Here is a 20031-nt window from a genome sequence, read left to right on the forward strand (position 1 = left end):
CGCGGCCCCCGGTCGCCTATCGGCGGGCGACAACCGCGAGCAGGAGTTCGGCGCGCACCAGGGCCTGATCCAGCTGGCAGCCGAGTACGGATTCGATTTTCGCCACTCGGCTGCGCAGCGTGTGGCGGTGCACGCCGAGCGCGTTGGCGGCGGTCTCCCATTGGCCGTGCGCTTCGAGGTAGGCGCGGAGCGAGGTGATGAGGTCGGTGCCGTGCCGCTCGTCGTAATCGACCAGAGGTTGCAGCATGGCTTCGGAGACGGCGCTCAGCACACGCTGCGCCTCCGGGAAGGCAAGCAGCGCATGGCCCGCCAGCGCCGCGAGTTCGAGCGGGCGGGCACCGGGCAGGGCGGCGGAGGCGGCGAGTTCGGCGTGTTCGATGGCGGCGTTGAAGCGGCGCAGTGGATGTGGCGCACTGAGCCCGGCGCGCAGGGTGGCCCGCACTTCGGCGGGGATTCCGGTGAGCAGCTGTTCGGCCGTGGCATCGGTATCGGAGCCGGGCAGCAGCACCGCGACCCGATCCCCGGCCAGATGCGCGAAGAGCTGCCGATTCTGCGGATGCAATTGCGCGTCAACGGTTTCCAGCACCTGTCTGGCCACCGGAGCGGAGGCGCAGCGCAGCACCAGGGCGCGCACCCGCCCGGTGCGGTCGGCGGCGGTGGCCAGATGCTGCCACATGAGGTCCGGATCTCCCGGCTCCTCCAGCAGCATGGCCATGGCCTGGGAGTTCAACCGGTTCTGTGCGATTCGCAGTCGCGCGGGCTTCTCGAAGTCGAGAGCGAGCAGCGAGCTGGCGTGACCCAGCAGTACCTGATCGACCGAGCTGAGCGCACTGGCCGTCACCACGGCGAGGTGTCCGTGCACGGTGTGCCCGGCCGTAATGGCTTGCAGCACAATGTATTGCCCGGACGGCAGCTGTATCGCGCCGCTGCCCACCACATCGCTGCGGGTGGCCAGGAATTCCCGGATGCGTTCGAGAATCTCGGCGGCGGGCTGTCGCGGATGCGCCTCGCTGATCGCCCCGTCGGCCCCGACCACCAGCACGGTGGCCGACAGCGCCGCCGACAGCTCCTTGATCACCGCCCGCACACCTTGAATGGCGGCGCGGGTCATCCGCGGCTGCGCACGGGAGGCGCGCAGCACCTTCTCGTATTCCTGTTCGGCGAGCCGCTGCATGACCTTCTTGGTGATGGCCCCGAACGGTGTCGGCAGCGGCACCTCGAACAGCGGCAGCCCGCACTGATCAGCGGCCTCGACCAGATCCTCGGGCACGGTCTCGTGTGAGAGCCCGACGCCGAACCCGAGTCCCGCGATTCCGGCCCGATGCAGATCCTGGAGATAGCGCAGCCGATCGGGCCTGCTGAGCGGCAATCCCATTCCGGTGGTGAGCACGAGTTCCCCGCCGGACATCCACTGCTGCGGTTCGGTGAGCTCGGAGGTGAGCACCAGGGTGACGGCGCGCCCGAGTCCGTCACCGCCGCCTTTGAGGACCAGTCCCAGCTCGGGTTGGGACAGTATCCATCGGACCGGAATTCCCGCGTTCACAGCTCTCCCGTAGCAAACTGGACAAGTTGTCGAAACCTGATTCTGCCTCCACGCCGATCCGGCAGGTGACGCGGGGGTGTGTCGCACAGCACACTGACTGGCAACCGCAGAGCACTCCCTTCGAACGAGATCGGGCACACATGACTGAGATGCTTCGGAACTACATCGACGGCCGGTTCGTAGCCGCGACCGCATCGGAGTCGTTCGAACTGATCAGCCCGGTGGACGAATCGGTGACCGGTATCAGCCCGATTTCCGGGCAGGCCGATATCGATGCCGCCGTCGCCGCCGCCTCCGCCGCCTTCCCGGCGTGGAAGGCCACCACCCCCAGTCAGCGTCAGGCCGCCCTGTTGAAACTGGCCGACGCCATCGAGGCCAATTCCGACCGCCTGGTCGAGGCGCAGTGCCGCGACACCGGCCAGCCCAAGCATCTGGTGGCCTCCGAGGAGGTCGCCGTCGGAGCGGATCACCTGCGCTTCTTCGCCGGTGCCGCGCGCGGGCTGGAAGGTAAGTCCGCAGGCGAGTACATGCCCGGTTTCACCTCGTACGTGCGCCGCGAACCGGTCGGTGTGATCGGCCAGGTGACCCCGTGGAACTACCCGCTGATGATGGCCATCTGGAAGATCGGCCCCGCGCTGGCGACCGGAAACACGGTGGTGCTCAAGCCGAGTGACACCACCCCCGGCAGCACCCTGGTGCTGGCCGAACTGACCAAGGGCATCCTCCCGGACGGCGTACTCAATGTCGTGCTGGGCACCGCGGTCAGTGGTGCGGCGCTGGTGAGCCATCCGCGCCTGGACATGGTCGCCATCACCGGTTCGGTGCGCGCGGGCATCGCGGTGGCCACGGCCGCCGCCGAACAGGTCAAGCGCGCGCATCTGGAACTGGGCGGCAATGCCCCGGTGGTGGTCTTCGGTGATGCCGATCTGGCCCTGGCCGCCGATCGCATCGGTGATGCCGCGTTCTTCAACGCCGGCCAGGACTGCACCGCCGCCACCCGCGTGCTGGTGCACGAATCGCTGCATGACGATCTGGTCGCCGCACTGGTGAAGAAGGCCGAGTCCGTGAAGCCCGGCCTGCCGGATGATCCGGATGCCGCGTACGGCCCCCTGAACAACATTCGGCACTTCGAATCCGTCACCGGCAAACTCGCGGCGCTGCCCGCGCACGCCACCGTCGCCACCGGCGGCACCCGGGTCGGCGATGCCGGTTTCTACCTCGCGCCGACCATCATCACCGGTGTGCGCCAGGACGATCCGATCGTGCAGGAGGAGACCTTCGGCCCGGTCGTGACCGTACAGTCCTTCGCCGACGAGGCCGAGGCGATCCAGCTCGCCAATGATGTCGACTACGGCCTGGCCTCGAGTGTGTGGACTCGGGATCACGGTGTGGTGCAGCGCGTTTCGGCCGCCCTGGACTTCGGCGCGGTCTGGGTGAACTGCCATATCCCGCTGGTGGCGGAGATGCCGCACGGCGGTTTCAAGCGTTCGGGCTACGGCAAGGATCTGTCCGCGTACGGCGTGGAGGACTACACCCGCATCAAGCACGTGATGAGCGCGCACGACTGACCGCGCGCCACACGAACCCTCGAACCTCTTTCCGCAGAAGGATTTTCAATGACCGAGATCAGCTACCGGCTCCCGCAGCAGCGGGTGCTGAACACCGCTCTGCCGGGCCCGCGCTCGCAGGAGCTGGCCGCGCGCCGCAAGGCCGCGGTCGCGGCCGGTGTGGGTTCCACCGCGCCGGTGTACGCCGCGGATGCCGACGGCGGCGTCATCGTGGACGTGGACGGTAATTCGCTCATCGATCTGGCGGCCGGTATCGCGGTCACCAACGTCGGCGCCTCGCATCCGAAAGTCGTTGCGGCGGTGCAGGAGCAGATCGAGCGGTTCGCGCACACCTGCTTCATGGTGACCCCCTACGAGACGTACATCCAGGTCTGCGAGGAACTGGCGGCGCTCACCCCGGGCGATCACGAGAAGCGCAGCGTGCTCTTCAATTCCGGTGCGGAGGCGGTGGAGAACGCCATCAAGGTGGCGCGCCTGGCCACCGGCCGCACCGCGGTGGTCGCCTTCGATCACGCGTACCACGGCCGCACCAATCTCACCATGGCGCTGACCGCGAAGAACATGCCGTACAAGGCGCATTTCGGCCCGTTCGCGCCCGAAGTGTACCGCATGCCGATGTCGTACCCGTTCCGCGATGGCGGGCTGGACGGCGTGACGGCGGCCCGCGAGGCGATCTCGCGCATCGAGAAGCAGATCGGCGCGGATCAGCTGGCCGCCATCATTATCGAGCCGATCCAGGGCGAGGGCGGATTCATCGTTCCCGCGGCGGGTTTCCTGCCGACCCTGGTCGAATGGGCGCGCGCGAACGGTGTGGTCTTCATCGCCGATGAGGTGCAGACCGGTTTCGCCCGCACCGGCGACTGGTTCGCCTGCGAGGCGGAAGGCGTTGTGCCGGACATCATCACGATGGCCAAGGGCATCGCCGGCGGTATGCCGCTCTCGGCCATCACCGGCCGCGCGGATCTGCTGGACGCCGTGCACGCGGGCGGCCTCGGCGGCACCTACGGCGGTAACCCGGTGGCCTGCGCCGCCGCGTTGGCCGCCATCGACGCCATTCGCGAGCACGATCTGCCCGCCCGCGCCCGGCATATCGGCGAGGTCGCCACCGCGCGGTTCACCGAACTCGCGCAACGGGTTCCGGCCATCGGCGAGGTGCGCGGCCGCGGCGCGATGCTGGCGCTGGAGTTCGTGCGCCCCGGCACCGTCGAGCCCGATGCCGCGCTCACCGCCGCCATCGCCAAGCGCTGCCTGGAGCAGGGCGTGATCACCCTGACCTGCGGCACCTACGGCAATGTCATTCGCCTGCTGCCCCCGCTGGTGATCAGCGACGACCTACTCGACGAGGCGCTGACGGTGCTGTGCACCGCGATCAGCGACCTCGCGGGCTGAACACCTTCAGGGAGAACGATGTTGGAGTACGACCGGATCAGCGGCCTCATCCCCACCGGTGTGTGGATCGACGGCACGTCCGCGCCCGCCGCCTCGAAAGCCACTTTCGCGGTGCGTAATCCGGCCAGCGGTGAGATCCTCACCGAGGTCGCCGACGGTAACGGCGATGATGCCGTGCGCGCGCTGGACTCGGCGGTCAAGGCCCAATCGGCTTGGGCCGCAACGGCTCCGCGTGAGCGTTCGGCGATGCTGCGCCGCGCCTGGGAGATCCTGACCGATCGCACCGAGGAAATCGCGCTGCTGATGACCTTGGAGATGGGCAAGACCCTCGCCGAGGCGCGCGGTGAAGTCGCCTACGGCGGTGAATTCCTGCGCTGGTTCAGCGAGGAGGCGGTGCGAATCGGCGGCCGCTACACCGAATCCCCCGCCGGGACCGGCCGCATTCTGGTCACCCAGCAGCCGGTCGGCCCGTGCCTGGCCATCACGCCGTGGAACTTCCCGCTGGCCATGGGTTCTCGCAAGATCGGCCCCGCACTCGCGGCCGGTTGCACGGTGATCGTGAAGCCCGCCGAGGACACCCCGCTGACCATGCTCGCGCTGGCCCAGATCTTCGCCGAGGCCGGTCTGCCGGAAGGCGTGCTGTCGGTGGTGCCGGGCAGCGATGCCGCCGCCATCACCGCGCCGCTGCTCGCGGATTCGCGCCTGCGCAAGGTGACCTTCACCGGTTCCACCCGGGTCGGCAAGCTGCTGCTGCGCCAGGCCGCCGACAATGTGCTGCGCACGTCGATGGAATTGGGCGGCAATGCCCCCTTCATCGTGTTCGAGGACGCCGATCTGGAGCAGGCGCTCGCCGGTGCCATGGCGGCCAAGATGCGCAATGGCGGTGAGGCGTGCACCGCGGCGAATCGCATCTACGTGCACAATTCGATCCGCGAGGAGTTCGCGTCGCGACTGGCCGAGAAGATCGGCGCATTGCGCGTCGGCCCCGGCCACGAGCCCGGCGTCGACACCGGCCCGCTCATCAATGAACGGCAGCGCAATTCCGTTGCCGCCCTTGTCGAGGACGCGGTCGCGGCCGGAGCGGTGGTCCGCACCGGCGGTAAGACCATCGACGGGCCGGGCTGGTTCTATCAGCCGACGGTGCTGGACGAGGTGCCGCGCACCGCCCGCATGCACCGCGAGGAGATCTTCGGCCCCGTCGCCGCCATCTACGGCTTCGATACCGAGGACGATGTCGTGGCCGCGGCCAATGACACCGAATACGGTCTGGCCGCCTACTTCTACACCCGGGATCTGGATCGGGCCCTGCGTGTGTCGAATGCCCTGGACGCCGGCATGGTCGGCGTGAACCGGGGCGTCATCTCCGATCCGGCGGCCCCGTTCGGCGGTATGAAGCAGTCCGGGCTGGGCAGCGAGGGTGGATCAGAGGGGATCCACGAATACCTCGATACCAAATACGTCGCGCTGACCCGCTGACGTCATCGGCGCCCCGGCCCCTGCGCCGGATTCGGCGCCAACCCGTTTCCCGGCGCTCACCCGCCGGGTAACGGTTCACCACCGTGGCGCGGTGGCGTTGTCTGCCAAAGGCTTTCGGCACCACCAGACCCAGTACGAGGAGCTTGGATGCTCGTGCAGAATGCCTCCGAGGCGACAGTGCCGTCGCGTGATACCACCCCCACCAGCGGGAAGGGCCTGGCCACCAATAAGGTCGGCACCTTCTCCGGTGCGATCCTGAGTATCGCGTCCATCGCGCCCGCCTACACCACCACCGCCTCCATGGGCCTGATCGTCGCGGCCGTCGGGTTGAAAATGCCCGCGCTGCTGATCGCCGGTTTCATTCCGATGTTCCTGGCGGCCTACGCATATCGCGAATTCAGTTCCGAAACCCCGGACTGCGGCGCGTCCTTCACCTGGTCCGCTCGTTCGCTCGGCCCGTACATGGGCTGGATGGCGGGCTGGGGTTCGGTGATCGCCGTCGTCATCGTGCTCGCCAATATCGCGGCCGTGGGCGCGGAGTTCCTCTACCTGTTCATCGGGCGGCTGGTGCACTCGGAATACATTGCGACACTTGGCGATAACAAGCTGATCAATATCGTGACGACGCTGGCCTTCCTGGCCGCGGCCGGGTGGGCGGCCAGTCGCGGGATCAGTTCGAGTGAGCGCGCGCAGTATGTGCTGGTCGGCTTCCAGCTGATCGTGCTGCTGCTGTTCGCCGGTATCGCACTGTCCAAGGCCATCACCGGTGACGGCCCGTCCGGCCTGAGTTTCGATATCGACTGGTTCAACCCGTTCACCGGACTCACTCTGGGCGCGTTCGCGATCGGCCTGATCGGCTCGGTCTTCATGTACTGGGGCTGGGATACCGCGCTGACCCTGGGCGAGGAATGCAAGGACCCCAAGCGCACGCCGGGTCGTGCCGGACTGCTGTCCATCCTGACCGTACTGGGCACGTATCTGCTGCTGGCGGTGGCGCTCATGTGGTACGCCGGTGTCGGCGATACCGGGATCGGCCTGGGCAGTCCGGACGCGAAGAACAATGTCTTCGGCACCCTGGCCCAGCCCGTGATGGGCGGGGCAGGTGAGCTGCTGCTGTTCCTGGCGGTGCTGGTCTCGACCATCGCCAGTCTGCAGGCCACCTTCCTGCCCGCCGCCCGTGCCATGCTGGCCATGGGCACCTTCAAGGCGCTGCCGGAGCGTTTCGCCACGGTGCATCCGGTGTATCAGGTGCCGCGTTTCGGCGCTGCCGTCGCCGCGGTGGTGGCGGGCGGTTTCTACGCGATCACCGCGTTGCTGTCCGAGCATGTGCTGCTGGATACCATTGCGGCCCTTGGCATCATGATCTGCTGGTACTACGGCATCACCGCGTTCGCGTGTGTCTGGTACTTCCGTAAGCGCTGGTTCGCCTCGGTGCGCGATTTCGTGTTCAAGCTGCTGTTCCCGCTGCTGGGCGGCTCCATGCTGCTGATCGTGTTCTGCATCTCGGTGCGCGAGAGCCTCAAGCCCGAAGTCGGCAGCGGCGCTTCGATTTTCGGTATCGGCCTGGTGTTCTACCTGGGCTTCGGGATTCTGGCGCTGGGCGCGGTGCTGATGCTGGTGCTGCGCTGGCGGCAGCCGGAGTACTTCCGCGGTAAGACGCTGCCGCGCGCGGTGTCGGGTGATCCCATGCCGGTGGTGCCGGAACCGCATTTGAGCTCGCTGTAGCGAAAACACCTCTCCCCCAGTCCACTTCGAGAAGATCCGGAGTAGTCATGAATGTCATCACCCGTCTGGAACCGCCCGTCTCGCACGCGCGGGTCGACGCCCCGGTGCGTGCGCCGCTGCGGGTGGCCCTGGTGCAGCATCGCTGGCAGGCCGACGCCGAGGCCGTGCGCGCCGAACTGAACGAGGGCATTGCCAAGGCCGCCGAATTGGGCGCCAAGGCGGTCTTCCTGCCCGAGGTGACGTTCAGCAAGTACCCGGCCTTCGAGCGCGGTGGCGCGAATCCCGGTGCGGATGCCGAGGATCTGGCCACCGGGCCGACCTTCACCTTCGCGGCGAAGGCGGCGATCGAGCACGGCGTGTTCGTGCACGCCTCGCTGTACGAGCACGCCGATCAGGGCGACGGGCTGGGCTTCAACACCGCGATCCTGGTGTCTCCCACCGGTGAACTGGTCGGGCGCACCCGCAAGCTGCACATTCCGGTGACGGACGGCTACTACGAGGACACCTACTTCCGCGCCGGTCCCGCGACCGAGGAGGCGTACCGGCCGCACAGCCATGCCGACCTCGGCGACGTCCGCATCGGCCTGCCGACCTGCTGGGACGAATGGTTCCCGGAGGTCGCCCGGATGTACTCGCTCGCCGGTGCGGACATCATCGTCTACCCGACCGCGATCGGTTCGGAGCCGTCGTTCCCGGCATTCGACACCCAGCCGCTGTGGCAGCACGTGATCGTGGGCAATGGGATCACCGCGGGCACCTTCATGATCGTGCCCAACCGGTACGGCAATGAAGGCGAAATCACCTTCTACGGTTCATCTTTCATCTCCGATCCGTACGGCCGCATTCTGGTGCAGGCGCCGCGCGACGAGTCCGCGGTGCTGGTCGCGGATCTGGATCTGGATCAGCGCAAGGATTGGCTGACGCTGTTCCCGTTCCTGGAGACGCGTCGCCCGGACACCTACGCCCGGCTGACCGAGCCGGTCGATCGCGCGCACCCGTTCGGGAGGGCGTGATGAGTTCCGCTGGGAATCAATCGAATTGGCGGATGCCCGCCGAGCACGCACCGCATCGCCGGACCTGGATGGCGTTCCCGCCCGCCGGTTCGGAGATCACCGCGACCCCCGAGGCGGTCGACGAGGCGCGCGCGGCGTGGACCGCGGTGGCGCATGCGGTGGTCGAATTCGAGCCGGTGACCATGGTGGTCGATCCGGCCGATATCGGTGCCGCCAAACAGCAGCTCTCCGGCGCGATCGACATTCTCGAAGCGCCGCTCGATGACGCCTGGATGCGCGATATCGGGCCCACCTTCGTGCACGCCGCCGACGGTTCCGTCGCGGCCGTGGACTGGGTGTTCAATGGCTGGGGACAACAGGATTGGGCGCGCTGGGACAACGACTCGAAGATCGGCCGGGCGGTCGCCGAGGCGGCCGGGGTGCCGGTCATCGATTCACCGCTGGTGAACGAGGGCGGCGGTATCCAGGTCGACGGTGCGGGCACGGTCATCCTGACCGAGACCGTACAGCTGGACCCCTTCCGTAATCCCGGCCTGACCCGGGCGGATGTTGAGGCCGAACTGCGGCGCACCATCGGCATCGATACCGCGATCTGGCTGCAGCGCGGGCTTTGGCGGGATTCGCAGCGCTTCGGCACCCGCGGGCACGCCGATATCGTCGCGGCGCTGCCGTCGCCGGGTGTGGTGCTGGTGCACGATCAGCGCGATCCCGAGCACCCCGATCATGAGCTGAGCCGTGAACTCATGAAGCAGTTCGCCGCCGAGACCTCTTCCACCGGAACGCCTTTCGAGGTGATCCCGGTGCCCGCCCCGCGCACGCTGCGGGATGAGGAGGGCTTCGTGGACTACAGCTATATCAACCATTACGTCTGCGATGGCGCGGTCATCCTCTGCGGGTTCGACGACCCGAACGATGCCGAGGCCGCCGAGATCATGGCCCGGGTGTACCCGGGCCGCACCATTGTGACCGTGGACGCCCGGGAGATCTTCGCCCGCGGCGGCGGCATCCACTGCATCACCCAGAACGAGCCGCTTCCGGCTCGCTGACCAGCGCCGAGGTCAGCAGGTGATCCGGCCCGCGCACGCCGAAGTGGCGAATGAGGGGCGGGCCGGCTCACCGAAACGGCGCGGGCACAATCGTGACCGCGCGCACATACTGAAGTAGCAACCTTCGGGTTATCCGAAGTTTCCGAATGTATCGGTAAGGAGCTCTCGTGGCTGTCATCACTCGTGACGTCGTGATCGTCGGTGCCGGGCCGTCCGGTCTGACGGCCGCCGCCGAACTGCGCAAGGCCGGTCTGTCGGTGGCCGTGCTGGAAGCCCGCGATCGGGTCGGCGGCCGGACCTGGACCGGTGATATCGAAGGCGCGATGATCGAGATCGGCGGCCAGTGGCTGTCCCCGCACCACACCGCCGCGCTGGCGCTGGTCGAGGAACTGGGTCTGCGGACCTTCTCGCGCTACCGCGACGGCGAATCGGTGTACCTCGCGGCCGATGGCACCCGGCAGCAGTTCACCGGTGACGTGTTCCCCGCCCCCGCCGAGACCGCGGCCGAGATTGATCGGCTCATCGCCCTGCTGGACGGCCTCGCCGCCGAGGTCGGTGCGTGGGAGCCGTGGGCGCATCCGCAAGCGGCGGAACTGGATTCGGTGCCGTTCAGCATGTGGCTGGAGCGCCAGTCCGATAACGAGTACGCCCGCGAGACCGTCTCGTTCTTCGTCGCCGGCGCCATGCTGACCAAGCCCGCGCACACCTTCTCCACCCTGCAGGCGCTGCATATGGCCGCCGCGCAGGGCTCCTACACCGCGCTGGCCACCGACACCTTCATGCTCGACAAGCGCGTTATCGGTGGCATGCAACAGGTTTCGCAACGCCTGGCCGCCTCGCTGGGCGCCGATGTGCACCTGGGCGCGCCGGTGCGCAAGATCGGGTGGTCCGATGCGGGCGTCACCGTTTTCGCCGACGGCGATCTCGAGGTGCGCGCGAGCCGCGTGGTGCTGGCCGTGCCGCCCACCCAGTACGCGGGCATCAGCTTCGATCCCCCGCTGCCGCGCCGCCGCCACCAGATGTACCAGCACATGTCCTTCGGCTTCGTGGTCAAGGTGCACGCGGTGTACGAGACCCCGTTCTGGCGCGAAAAGGGCCTGTCCGGAACCGGTTTCAGCGATACCGACATGGTCTCCGAGGTCTACGACAACACCAACCACGGCGTCGACAACGGCGCGATGGTCGGCTTCATCGCGCACGAACAGGCCGACGCCTACTTCGCCATGGGCCCCGCCGAGCGCAAGGCCGCCGCCCTGGACTGCCTGGTCCGCTACCTCGGCCCCGAAGCAGCCAACCCGGTCGTCTTCTACGAATCCGACTGGGGCAGTGAGGAATGGACCCGCGGCGCCTACGGCGTCAGCTTCGACTTCGGCGGCATGACCCGCTACGGCCACGACCACCGCGACCCCATCGGCCCCATGCACTTCGCCTGTTCGGACCTCGCCGGCCACGGCTTCCAGCACGTCGACGGCGCGGTCCGCATGGGCCAGCGCGTGGCGGCAGCCATTGTCGCCGAGCGCAGTCTGGTCTGAGTTCGGCACAGCACCCCTCCGGCCGCCCGATGGTCTCATCGGGCGGCCGGTGCTAGGTTCGTGCGAGTTGTACGGATCGGGAGGGAACCACCGCCGACGCGGTGTGGGGGGATTATGCGGTTCAGGTCGGGTCGATTCGCCGTTGCCGCATTGGGTGCGGTGCTGCTGGTCAGCGGTTGCGGTGGCAATTCGGATGACGGTGTCGATTACGGCTCGTATCCCACGCATCGGATCAGTGGTGATTTCGATCAGCGACCCAGCCGGGCGAGGGGGATTCTCGCGGAATCACTGCGCCTCGGCGAGCGCATCGTGCTCGGCAACGAGGTCGATCCGGATCTCACGGCGGGGCGTGGAGGCGGGGTGCTGGTGGACAGCACCGGTATCGACGACAGCACTCTGTCCGGGCCGCAACGGGCAGCGCTCAAGGGGTATTCGATTCTCGGTGGGTACAGCGCGCTGTCGGGGAACAAGCCGTTCGATCCGGCGGAGACCTCGAAGAAGTTCCTGGCCGTCTCGCTGCTCGCCTTTCCCGATGAGCAGACGGCCGCGGCGGCGGCCCGCGATATGGAGCACGCGGATTTCCTGATCAATCCCGACAATGTTCCGGTCGTCCTGGACGCCTATCCGGCCGCCATCAATCATTGGCGGCCCGGGGTGCCGACGCTGGGCAGTTGGATCTCCTGGAAATCGGTCGTCATCCGGGTGTTCGCCGAACTCCCGGAGCCGGATTTCGGCAAGCTCGCCCAGCAGGTCACCAAGGCCCTGCAATTGCAGTTGGCGGCGCTCGAAAGATTCACTCCCACAGCGGCATCGGATCTGCCGAACCTACGTCTGGATCCGGACGGCCTACTGCCGCGTTTGGTCAAGACCGATGACTACACCCCGGATGAGCACACCTTCGCCGTCTACAGCACGCGCGCGTTCGCCGCGGCCTCCGCCAAACCCGCGGCGGATTTCGAGGCGAACAGTTCCCGGGGCCTGACCTCGATCGCGGTGTCCTACAACAAGATGCTGTACCGGCTGCGCGATAACACCGCTGCCATCGAGTTCACCCGGCACTTCATCGAGGCTACGCAAACGGACTTCACCCCGATGAAAGGTGTGGCGGAAAGGGATTCGATCAGCTGTGCGCAATTGAAGGAACCGAATCCGCGGTCGCCCGACGCGTCCAGGTACCGCTGTCTGATCACCCGCGGCGAATACGTGGCCAAGGTCTTCAGCAACACCGATATCGATGTGCGCCGATTGGCGGCAGCCGAGGACTCGATCCTGTCGGATCCACAGTGAGACGGCGCATGTCCTTATTCGCGAAAGCACCATCCGCACGAGCACTATTCGCAGGAGGCTCGCGATGAAGCCGCTCATGCCGCAGGATCCGCAATGGCTCGGTGAGAATCGATTGCTCACGGTGATCGGCCAGGGCGGGATGGGCCGGGTGTTCCTGGGCCGTACGCCGACCGGAAGGCTGGTGGCGGTCAAACAGATTCACCGGCATCTGGCCGGTGATCCCGAGTTCCGGGCACGGTTCGAGCGCGAGGTGCAGGCCGGGCGGATGATCACCGGCGCGTACACCGCCGCGGTGGTCGACAACAGCGCCGATCCGGAGAATCCCTGGCTGGCAACGGAGTACATCGCCGCCCCGGATCTGGGAGCCGTGATCGAGGAGGAGGGGCCGCTGCATCTGGGCGGGCTGCGGCTGCTGGCGGCGGGGCTGGCCTCGGCGCTGATGGAGATCCACCGCGCCGGTCTGGTGCACCGAGACCTCAAGCCCGGCAATGTCTTGCTGACGCCCGAGGGGCCCAGGGTGATCGATCTGGGCATCTCCCGGGTGGAGCAGCCCGACGGGCAGTTGACCATGACCGGCCAGCTCATCGGCTCTCCGGGCTACACCTCACCGGAGCAGTCCGAGGGCCGCCCGGTCTCCCCGGCCACCGACGTGTTCTCCCTCGGAGCCGTATTGACCTTCGCGGCAACGGGTTCGGGCCCCTTCCCGGGTACGTCGACGCCGCAGATCCTCTATGCCATCGCGCATTCGGCTCCCGACACCGCGGGTGTGCCGGTCTCGCTGCGCGGGCTGGTCGACGCGTGCCTGGCGAAGGATCCCGCGCAACGCCCCACCGTCGAGGAGGTGCTCACGGCCACCGCCGCCATCACCGCGGAACCGGCGTGGCCGGAGCCGGTGCGCGAGCGGATCGGCGCTCACCGCGCCGATTCGGAATGGTGGGCGCGAACAGCGGAGAAGCAGTCGAAGTATCAGGATCAATTGGCGGACATACAGACTCGCCGCCGCGAGCTGCTGCGGTGGCTGGCAGCCGGTGCGGCGGCGGTGCTGATGCTCGCCGGATGCGGTGTGGCGGCGAGCCGATGGGCGGGCACGAGCGGGCACCCGGAGCCCATGAATGATCCGTCGCTGGCGCTCACCGCGACCGAATTGCGCACGCTGGACGGCTGCAAACTGCTCGACATGACCTTGTCCGGCAAGTTCGGCACCCGCAAGACCGATCCGGAGCGGAACATCTTCGGCGACTGTTCGCTACCGCTGGCCGATGCGTCGAACAAGAACATGACGTTCACACTGCAAGTGGGAGCGCCCCTTTCCGAAACTCTCGTTCCGTCGGAGAACACCGGCCACACCGTGGGCTGGACCCCGATCTTCGGCGGTAAGGCCTCATACAACATCTGCGACCGGTCGGTGATCACCCAGAGTGGCGGGCAGGTCGCGCTGAAGCTCACCGCGCAGGGTCCGAATGGCGATCAGTGCGATATCGCCGAGCGCGCTCTGGTCGCGGTGGTCCGGCAATTGACGGTGTTCGCACCGTTGCGCGCACTGCCGCAGGAATCGCTGCTGCGGCTCGACCCCTGCGCGGTGCTCGATATCGACAAGAGTCGCAACATAACCGGCGATCCGGGTAAACGAAGCGCCATACCGCACGAGTGCACGATCAGTGGCGACACGGCGGCCGTGCGCCTCGCGCTGGTGGAGACGACCCGGCCCGACAGCAGTATGGAGAAGACGCAACTGGATCGGTACACCGTGTACCGCTCGGCCGTGGATTCGGTGTGCACCCTCGCGTACATGGCGCGCCCGACCTCGGGGAAGCTGGCCGAGGTGGCCAGCGTGTCGGTCTCGGACCGTTCGGGGCAGGTCGACAAATGCGCCAGGGCACAGGACCTGCTGACCGATGTCATCGCCAAACTGCCGAAATCATGACGGTACAACCGCTTACGCCCGATGAGCCGCGGACGATCGGCCGGTACCGGGTGCTCGGGGTGCTCGGCTCGGGCGGTATGGGCCGGGTACTGCTCGGGGCCGGACCGGACGGACGACTATTGGCGATCAAGCAGGTGCACGCACATCTGCTGAATCAGCGTGGTTACCGCGCCCGGTTCCAGCGAGAGGTGTCGGCCGGCACGCGGGTGTCGGGCGCGTTCACCGCACCGGTGGTCGATTTCGATGTGGACGGTGAGACACCCTGGTTGGCTTCCGTTTTCGTTATCGGCGTGCCATTGAACCGGGCTATCGAGCAATACGGCCCGCTGCCGGTTCCGGCGGTGCGCGCACTGGCCGCGGGGCTCGCGGTGGCGCTGGCCGATATTCATCGCGCCGGACTGGTGCACCGGGATCTCAAGCCCGCCAATGTACTACTGACCGCCGATGGCCCGCGCGTCATCGATTTCGGTATCGCGTACATGACCGAGAATCCCGGCGGGCTCACCGAAACCGGGTCCACGCTGGGCTCGCCCGCGTTCATGTCACCGGAACAGACACTGGGCGAACCGGTTACGGCGGCGAGCGATATGTTCTCCCTGGGTTCGGTGCTGGCCACGGCGGCATCCGGAAACAATCCGTTCCAGGCCGCATCGCTGGCCTACACCCTGTTCCAAATCGCGCACGGCGCCGCGGATCTGGATGCGGTTCCGGCGGAACTGCGATCGCTCATCGAGCCCTGTCTTGACAAGGATCCGAACCACCGGCCGACCCCGGCTCAACTGCTGGCGTGGTTGGGCCGACAGCCCGAGGGTCCGGCGCCGTGGCCGGATACGATCCGGGACGCGATCGAGCGCCAGGAACGGGAGTTCGCGGGCATCGCGAGCGATCCGAACGCGACCTTGGTGGCCTCGCGGACTTCCCGGTCCGCCGGTCGGTCGCGGGCGGGCGGCGCATCGGGTTATCGGCGGAAGGTGACCTGGCTCGGCGTTGCCGCGCTGCTGGCGGTGGTCGCGCTCGTCGCGGGCGTACTCACCTGGAAGCATTCGCAAAGTTCCGCACAGGCGCGGCCGGGGGCCGATACGACGCTATCCACATTGCGTGCGGCCGACGTATGCGCGTGGGTGCGACAGGCACTGAGCGGATCGGTCCCGGCGGGGTCCGGCTGGGACACCGATCCCGGGAACTGGACGATGGGCTCCACCTATATCTGGGGTTGCAATGCCAGGTCCGGCGCGCAGCGCATGACCGTGCAGGCGGGCGAGACGACCGCGCCGATCCGGGACATCGTAGGAAAGGTCGACGGTTTCACGCTGCTCGGGACCGAGGGCTCGGGCAATGTGGGCTGCGATCGGGCTGTCGATCTCGCTGAGGACCAACAAATTTGGGGCATTACCGTCAATCTGGCCAATGCACCGAACTGCGACTTCGCCACCCATCTGATCGAGCGGCTGCTCGCCACCCGTGCCACGGCCCCCGAACGCTCCGATACCGCATCTCTGGCCGGGGTAGACGTATGCGGGGTCATCCCGCGCACGGCATTGGACACCGCAATCGGCCCGCTGTCGCAGACGCCGCCGGTGGCCACCGCACACAGCTGCCACTGGGAAGGCTCCGCGACACTGGAAGTCAGCATGCGGGCGGTGGACATGGCATCCATGCGCCTGGACGCCGGTGTCGAACTGGCGAACGGTAAGACCGCTTTTCCTCAAATGTCCAGTCTCACTTCGACTTGCGAGTTCGTGTACTCCCACCGCACCGTGGCAGACCTCCAGGAGATCGTGGATGTCCGGATCGACGGGGCGAAGGGCGGGCGCGAACAGTACTGCGACACAGTGAAATCCATACTGAACGCCCTCATAGGACAACTGCCCAAGGCAAATTGACCATCGCCTCCGAATGCGGTCCGGGCCACCCTCGGACCCGGACCGCCGGAGCACGCTTACCAGGCGGGCAGTCGACGCCGTCCGGCGAGCACATCGCGCACGAGATCGTCGTAGGCATCCGACAATTCGGCTAGATGGTGCCAAGCGCCGTGCAGCATTTCGTCGTTCGCGTCAAGGGTCATCAACGCGTGGTGCGCGCGAATGGACGCCTCCGCCAATCGATCTATGACCGATCCGACCGTTTCGGTGTGCAGGGTCGCACCCAGCCGGTGCTGGGGAATGGACCGCACGATCCAATCATCGATCGCCATCACCAATTCGATTCGGCGACGCTTGTTTTCGATGATTGCGGTGGGATCGGTCTCGGCGCCGATACCACCCCTGCCGACTATGCGCCGCTCATGCAGCACCGCGAGATCATGGGCGAACCACAGCAGGGGTCCGCCGATCACGCGGTGACCGCGGCAGGCGCGTAAAAGTAGATCGGAGGTCGGCAATAGGCCGCTCGTGAGGGCATGCGTGTCTACGTCCGCATATTGATCGGACATATCAGGCAAAGCCACAACGACCGTATTTGATGTCTCCGAACCAGCCACGTTGCCTCACGTTCATCGACGTACAACACCGCATTCAGGACGTTCATTACAATAAACCTCAGAATGTGCCTGTCAAGCCTTACACGGCGATTCGGCACCCGGAGTAGACTTCGGGGCCTTGAAGCAACAACCGAGGAGCGAGATGGCGGACGGTCCGAGATACCAACGGATCGCAGACCTCCTCCGCGAGGAGATCCGCGCCGGCAAGTGGAAACCGGGCGATCGACTACCCAGCCATAACGAGCTGGCTGATCAGATGCAAGTCTCGATCACCACCGCTCGCAACGCGATTCAGCTCCTGGTTGCCGAAAACCTGGTCTACACGGCGACTTCCAGGGGCACCATCGTACGCAGTCAAGAGGTGCTGGAATCGGTTGTCACCAACCACATTCGGCCGGACCGGCCGCGTGCGGCCCACGATATCTTCGTGGAGATCGCGCGCGCGGCGGGTCGCGAGCCGTCCAAGCAGTTCAGCGCGCGGATGGAACCGGCCAGTCCGGACGTCGCGCATTGGCTGGGGGTGCAACGGGATTCGTGGGTGGTCTCGCGCACCGTCATGCAGTACCTGGACAACGAACCGTGGTCCTGGGAGGTGAGCTTCTACCCTCGCGATCTCGCCGAGGCCACCGGTATCGACCATCCGTACGACATACCGGAAGGTACGACACGCCGACTCGCCGAGCGTGGTTTCGCCGAAACCGCGCATCGGGATACCGTCGTCGCGCGCCCGGCCACCGCTGAGGAGGCCGCCGTGCTCGGCGTCGGTCCAGGCACCATCCTGCTGGACCACCTGCGCATAGGCGCGAACCACGAACGCATCACGCGTGTCACCCGCCATCGTTCGACGGCGGCCCGCAACCGTCTGGCATACGAGCTGGGCGACGACCCAGGTACGGACATCATTCGCAAAACACTCGGCGCCCCACCGCCGCCCGGTAACTCCCACTCCTTCGAGAGCTCGCTCCTACCCGGCTCGTCATGACCCCACACCTACGCCCGGCCCGCCACACCGATATCGGAACCATCACCCGGTTCCGGCTCCAACGCACCAGCTGGCTGGCCGCCCGCGGTAGCGATCAATGGACCCGGGCCGGTCGCGGCCTGCCCATCGAGACCTTCGTCCGCTCGGTGGCACGCGCGGTCGACAACGGCGAGACCTGGATGGCCGAGATCGAGGGCGAGCCCGCGGGCACCATCACGGTCAACGACCGCGCCGACGAGGGTCTGTGGTCCCCCGGCGAAATAGCCGAGGCCGTCATCGTGCACTACATGATCGTCGACCTCCGCTTCGCCGGTCACCGCATCGGCCACGCCCTGCTGGAAAAGGCGGCTCACCTTGCCGCCCAAGCCAATCGGGACTGGGTCCGCCTCGACGCCTGGACCACCAACGCCGACCTGCACGCCTACTACATCCGCGCCGGCTTCCGCCAAGCCCGCTTCGCCGGCCCCGAAGCCACCGGCCCCTCCGGCGCCCTCTTCGAACGCCCCACCACCAGCTGGCTCTCCACCCGCAGCCTTCCCGAGTCCCTCCCCGCCACTCCGCAACTGCATGTCGGATAGGGAGGGGACGACGGCGCTCAGCGGTGCAGCTTCGCGGACACCGTGCCGGCCAGGTCCACCGCGATCGCGCAGGCATCGTCGGCCGCGCCTTTGTCCTTCCCCTTACCTTTGTCTTTTCCTGTCACGCTGAGTTTGGCGTGACCGAATCCGGTGGGCCACAACACCGCACAATTCGACGAGCTGAAGTTGAGTTGCTGCCCGTCGATCGCGCCCGCGATCCGGATAGGCTCATATTTCGGCTGACTGACAGCGGGTATGCCCGAGGTGAGCAGATCGATGGCGACCCCGATGCCGTCGGCGCCCTTGGGCTCCCAGGTACAGGACTTGCCGTGGTCGGACGTGTACCGCTTCGGCGTCTGCGCGTCGATACGCGACTCCTCGGTCAGCAGGCGACACGGATCCTGCAGTTCGGCAACGGCATTCGTGGTGCCGGGCATGCCCGGAGATGATGTCCGCCCACTCTTTTCGACGGCGTAGACCACCGCCACCACGATGAGAAGGCAGGCGACAACAGCGCCGAGGGCCTTCCACGCGACATTTCGCTGCCCAGGCGACGCACCGAGAACCTCGGTGACATCCGCTGCGCGGATCGCGTCGACGCGTGCACCGGGATGGCTGTACGACCTCACTGTCGCAGTCCCGAGCGCCGCTGCCGCGGCGGCGATGAATTCCGCACAGCTGGGATAGCGGTCGGCCGGGGATTTCGCGAGGACCCGGGTCAGGACATCGTCGAGGGCGCGAGGCAGGTCGGGGCGAACGGTGGTGACACGGGGTACCGGATCATTGATGTGGGCCATCATCACATTGAGGGGTTGGGTTGCGGGGTAGGGGTTTTGGCCGGTGATCAGGCGGTAGAAGGAACAGCCGAGACTGTAGATGTCACTGCGGGGGTCGAGGGCGTGGCCGGAGAGCTGTTCCGGGGATGCGTAGGCGAGGGTGGCCAGAAAAGTGCCGGTCTTGGTCAGTTGGGTTGCGTCCTCGGTGGGCTTGGCTATGCCGAAATCGGCCAGCAGGACACGCTCTTCGCCAGGCGTGGCGGATGTCAGCAAGAAGTTGGCGGGCTTGATGTCTCGGTGCAGCAGGCCTGCGCCGTGGGCGTGGTCCAGTCCCTTGCCGATCTCGGTGATGATGTGCAGCACTCGATCGGGGGTCATGGTGGCGGGTTCACGAGCCAGCGCGCTGTCGGCGTCGGTGCCGTTGACGTATTGCAGGGCGATCCACAGGCAGCCCCGGTCTTCGCCCTTGTTCAGAACCGAGACGATGTTCGGATGGTCCAGCGCGGCTGCGATATTCGCTTCGCGTTCGAAGCGGGCGCGGTATTCGGGGTCGGCGGCGAGGTGGGGCCAGAGGACCTTGAGAGCGTCGTGGCGCGGGAGGGCGGGGTGGCGGGCGAGGTAGACGGTGCCCATGCCGCCGCTGCCGAGCTGGCGTTCGAGGAGGTAGCCGCCGAGGGTGGTGCCTGGGCCTGGAATCACTTGTCTGCCTTCAT

At 67.0% G+C, this 20031-nt stretch carries 15 protein-coding genes; 12 read left to right on the forward strand and 3 right to left on the reverse strand.

Going from position 1 to position 20031, the window contains the following annotated elements:
- Positions 1–16 precede the first annotated feature (16 nt).
- Positions 17–1543, reverse strand: coding sequence for a PucR family transcriptional regulator (locus tag ACFVUS_RS16555; protein WP_387766360.1), 1527 nt, complete (start codon positions 1541–1543; stop codon positions 17–19).
- 140 nt (positions 1544–1683) lie between these two features.
- On the opposite strand from ACFVUS_RS16555, the gene ACFVUS_RS16560 reads away from it, so the two are divergent.
- From ACFVUS_RS16560 to ACFVUS_RS16605, 10 genes are all read left to right on the forward strand, one after another.
- A complete protein-coding gene (locus ACFVUS_RS16560) occupies positions 1684–3111 on the forward strand; it encodes an aminobutyraldehyde dehydrogenase (RefSeq protein WP_387766363.1) in 1428 nt (475 codons plus the stop codon).
- Between the two features lie 48 nt (positions 3112–3159).
- On the forward strand, positions 3160–4500 hold the full coding sequence (gabT, locus tag ACFVUS_RS16565; RefSeq protein WP_387766366.1) for a 4-aminobutyrate--2-oxoglutarate transaminase: 1341 nt from the start codon (positions 3160–3162) through the stop codon (positions 4498–4500).
- 18 nt (positions 4501–4518) lie between these two features.
- On the forward strand, positions 4519–5976 hold the full coding sequence (locus tag ACFVUS_RS16570) for an NAD-dependent succinate-semialdehyde dehydrogenase (RefSeq protein WP_387766369.1): 1458 nt from the start codon (positions 4519–4521) through the stop codon (positions 5974–5976).
- 147 nt (positions 5977–6123) lie between these two features.
- Entirely contained in the window at positions 6124–7701 is a 1578-nt protein-coding gene (locus tag ACFVUS_RS16575; protein WP_387766372.1) for an APC family permease, read from the forward strand.
- Positions 7702–7748: 47 nt separating this feature from the next.
- Positions 7749–8714 carry a nitrilase-related carbon-nitrogen hydrolase gene (locus ACFVUS_RS16580; RefSeq protein WP_387766375.1) on the forward strand — a complete coding sequence of 322 codons (966 nt, stop codon included), beginning with the start codon at positions 7749–7751 and terminating at the stop codon, positions 8712–8714.
- Positions 8714–9760, forward strand: coding sequence for an agmatine/peptidylarginine deiminase (locus ACFVUS_RS16585; protein WP_387766378.1), 1047 nt, complete (start codon positions 8714–8716; stop codon positions 9758–9760). Before ACFVUS_RS16580 ends, ACFVUS_RS16585 begins: the two co-directional genes overlap by 1 nt.
- Before the next feature lie 167 nt (positions 9761–9927).
- Positions 9928–11292 (forward strand): flavin monoamine oxidase family protein, encoded by a 1365-nt coding sequence (locus tag ACFVUS_RS16590; RefSeq protein WP_387766381.1) that lies wholly within the window; start codon positions 9928–9930, stop codon positions 11290–11292.
- A 114-nt stretch (positions 11293–11406) separates the two neighbouring features.
- The gene (locus tag ACFVUS_RS16595) at positions 11407–12579 is read left to right on the forward strand and encodes a hypothetical protein (protein WP_387766384.1); all 1173 of its coding nucleotides are present in this window, start codon (positions 11407–11409) and stop codon (positions 12577–12579) included.
- A 64-nt stretch (positions 12580–12643) separates the two neighbouring features.
- Positions 12644–14503 (forward strand): serine/threonine-protein kinase, encoded by a 1860-nt coding sequence (locus tag ACFVUS_RS16600; protein WP_387766387.1) that lies wholly within the window; start codon positions 12644–12646, stop codon positions 14501–14503.
- Positions 14500–16386: a serine/threonine-protein kinase gene (locus tag ACFVUS_RS16605; protein WP_387766390.1), complete on the forward strand. Its 1887-nt coding sequence runs from the start codon at positions 14500–14502 to the stop codon at positions 16384–16386. The genes ACFVUS_RS16600 and ACFVUS_RS16605 overlap by 4 nt, the downstream gene beginning before the upstream one ends.
- A gap of 56 nt (positions 16387–16442) precedes the next feature.
- On the opposite strand, the gene ACFVUS_RS16610 is transcribed toward ACFVUS_RS16605, so the two are convergent.
- A complete protein-coding gene (locus ACFVUS_RS16610; RefSeq protein WP_387766393.1) occupies positions 16443–16838 on the reverse strand; it encodes a DUF4254 domain-containing protein in 396 nt (131 codons plus the stop codon).
- 286 nt (positions 16839–17124) lie between these two features.
- Here ACFVUS_RS16610 and ACFVUS_RS16615 point away from each other — a divergent pair, with 286 nt between their 5' ends.
- Positions 17125–17964 (forward strand): GntR family transcriptional regulator, encoded by an 840-nt coding sequence (locus tag ACFVUS_RS16615; RefSeq protein ID WP_364640825.1) that lies wholly within the window; start codon positions 17125–17127, stop codon positions 17962–17964.
- Positions 17961–18542, forward strand: coding sequence for a GNAT family N-acetyltransferase (locus ACFVUS_RS16620; protein WP_387766397.1), 582 nt, complete (start codon positions 17961–17963; stop codon positions 18540–18542). The genes ACFVUS_RS16615 and ACFVUS_RS16620 overlap by 4 nt, the downstream gene beginning before the upstream one ends.
- Positions 18543–18559: 17 nt before the next feature.
- Here the strand turns inward: ACFVUS_RS16620 and ACFVUS_RS16625 are convergent, their stop codons facing one another.
- On the reverse strand, positions 18560–20017 hold the full coding sequence (locus ACFVUS_RS16625; RefSeq protein ID WP_387766400.1) for a serine/threonine-protein kinase: 1458 nt from the start codon (positions 20015–20017) through the stop codon (positions 18560–18562).
- Positions 20018–20031 lie beyond the last annotated feature (14 nt).

This window comes from Nocardia sp. NPDC058058 (assembly GCF_042885355.1).
In the GTDB taxonomy this organism is placed as follows: domain Bacteria; phylum Actinomycetota; class Actinomycetes; order Mycobacteriales; family Mycobacteriaceae; genus Nocardia.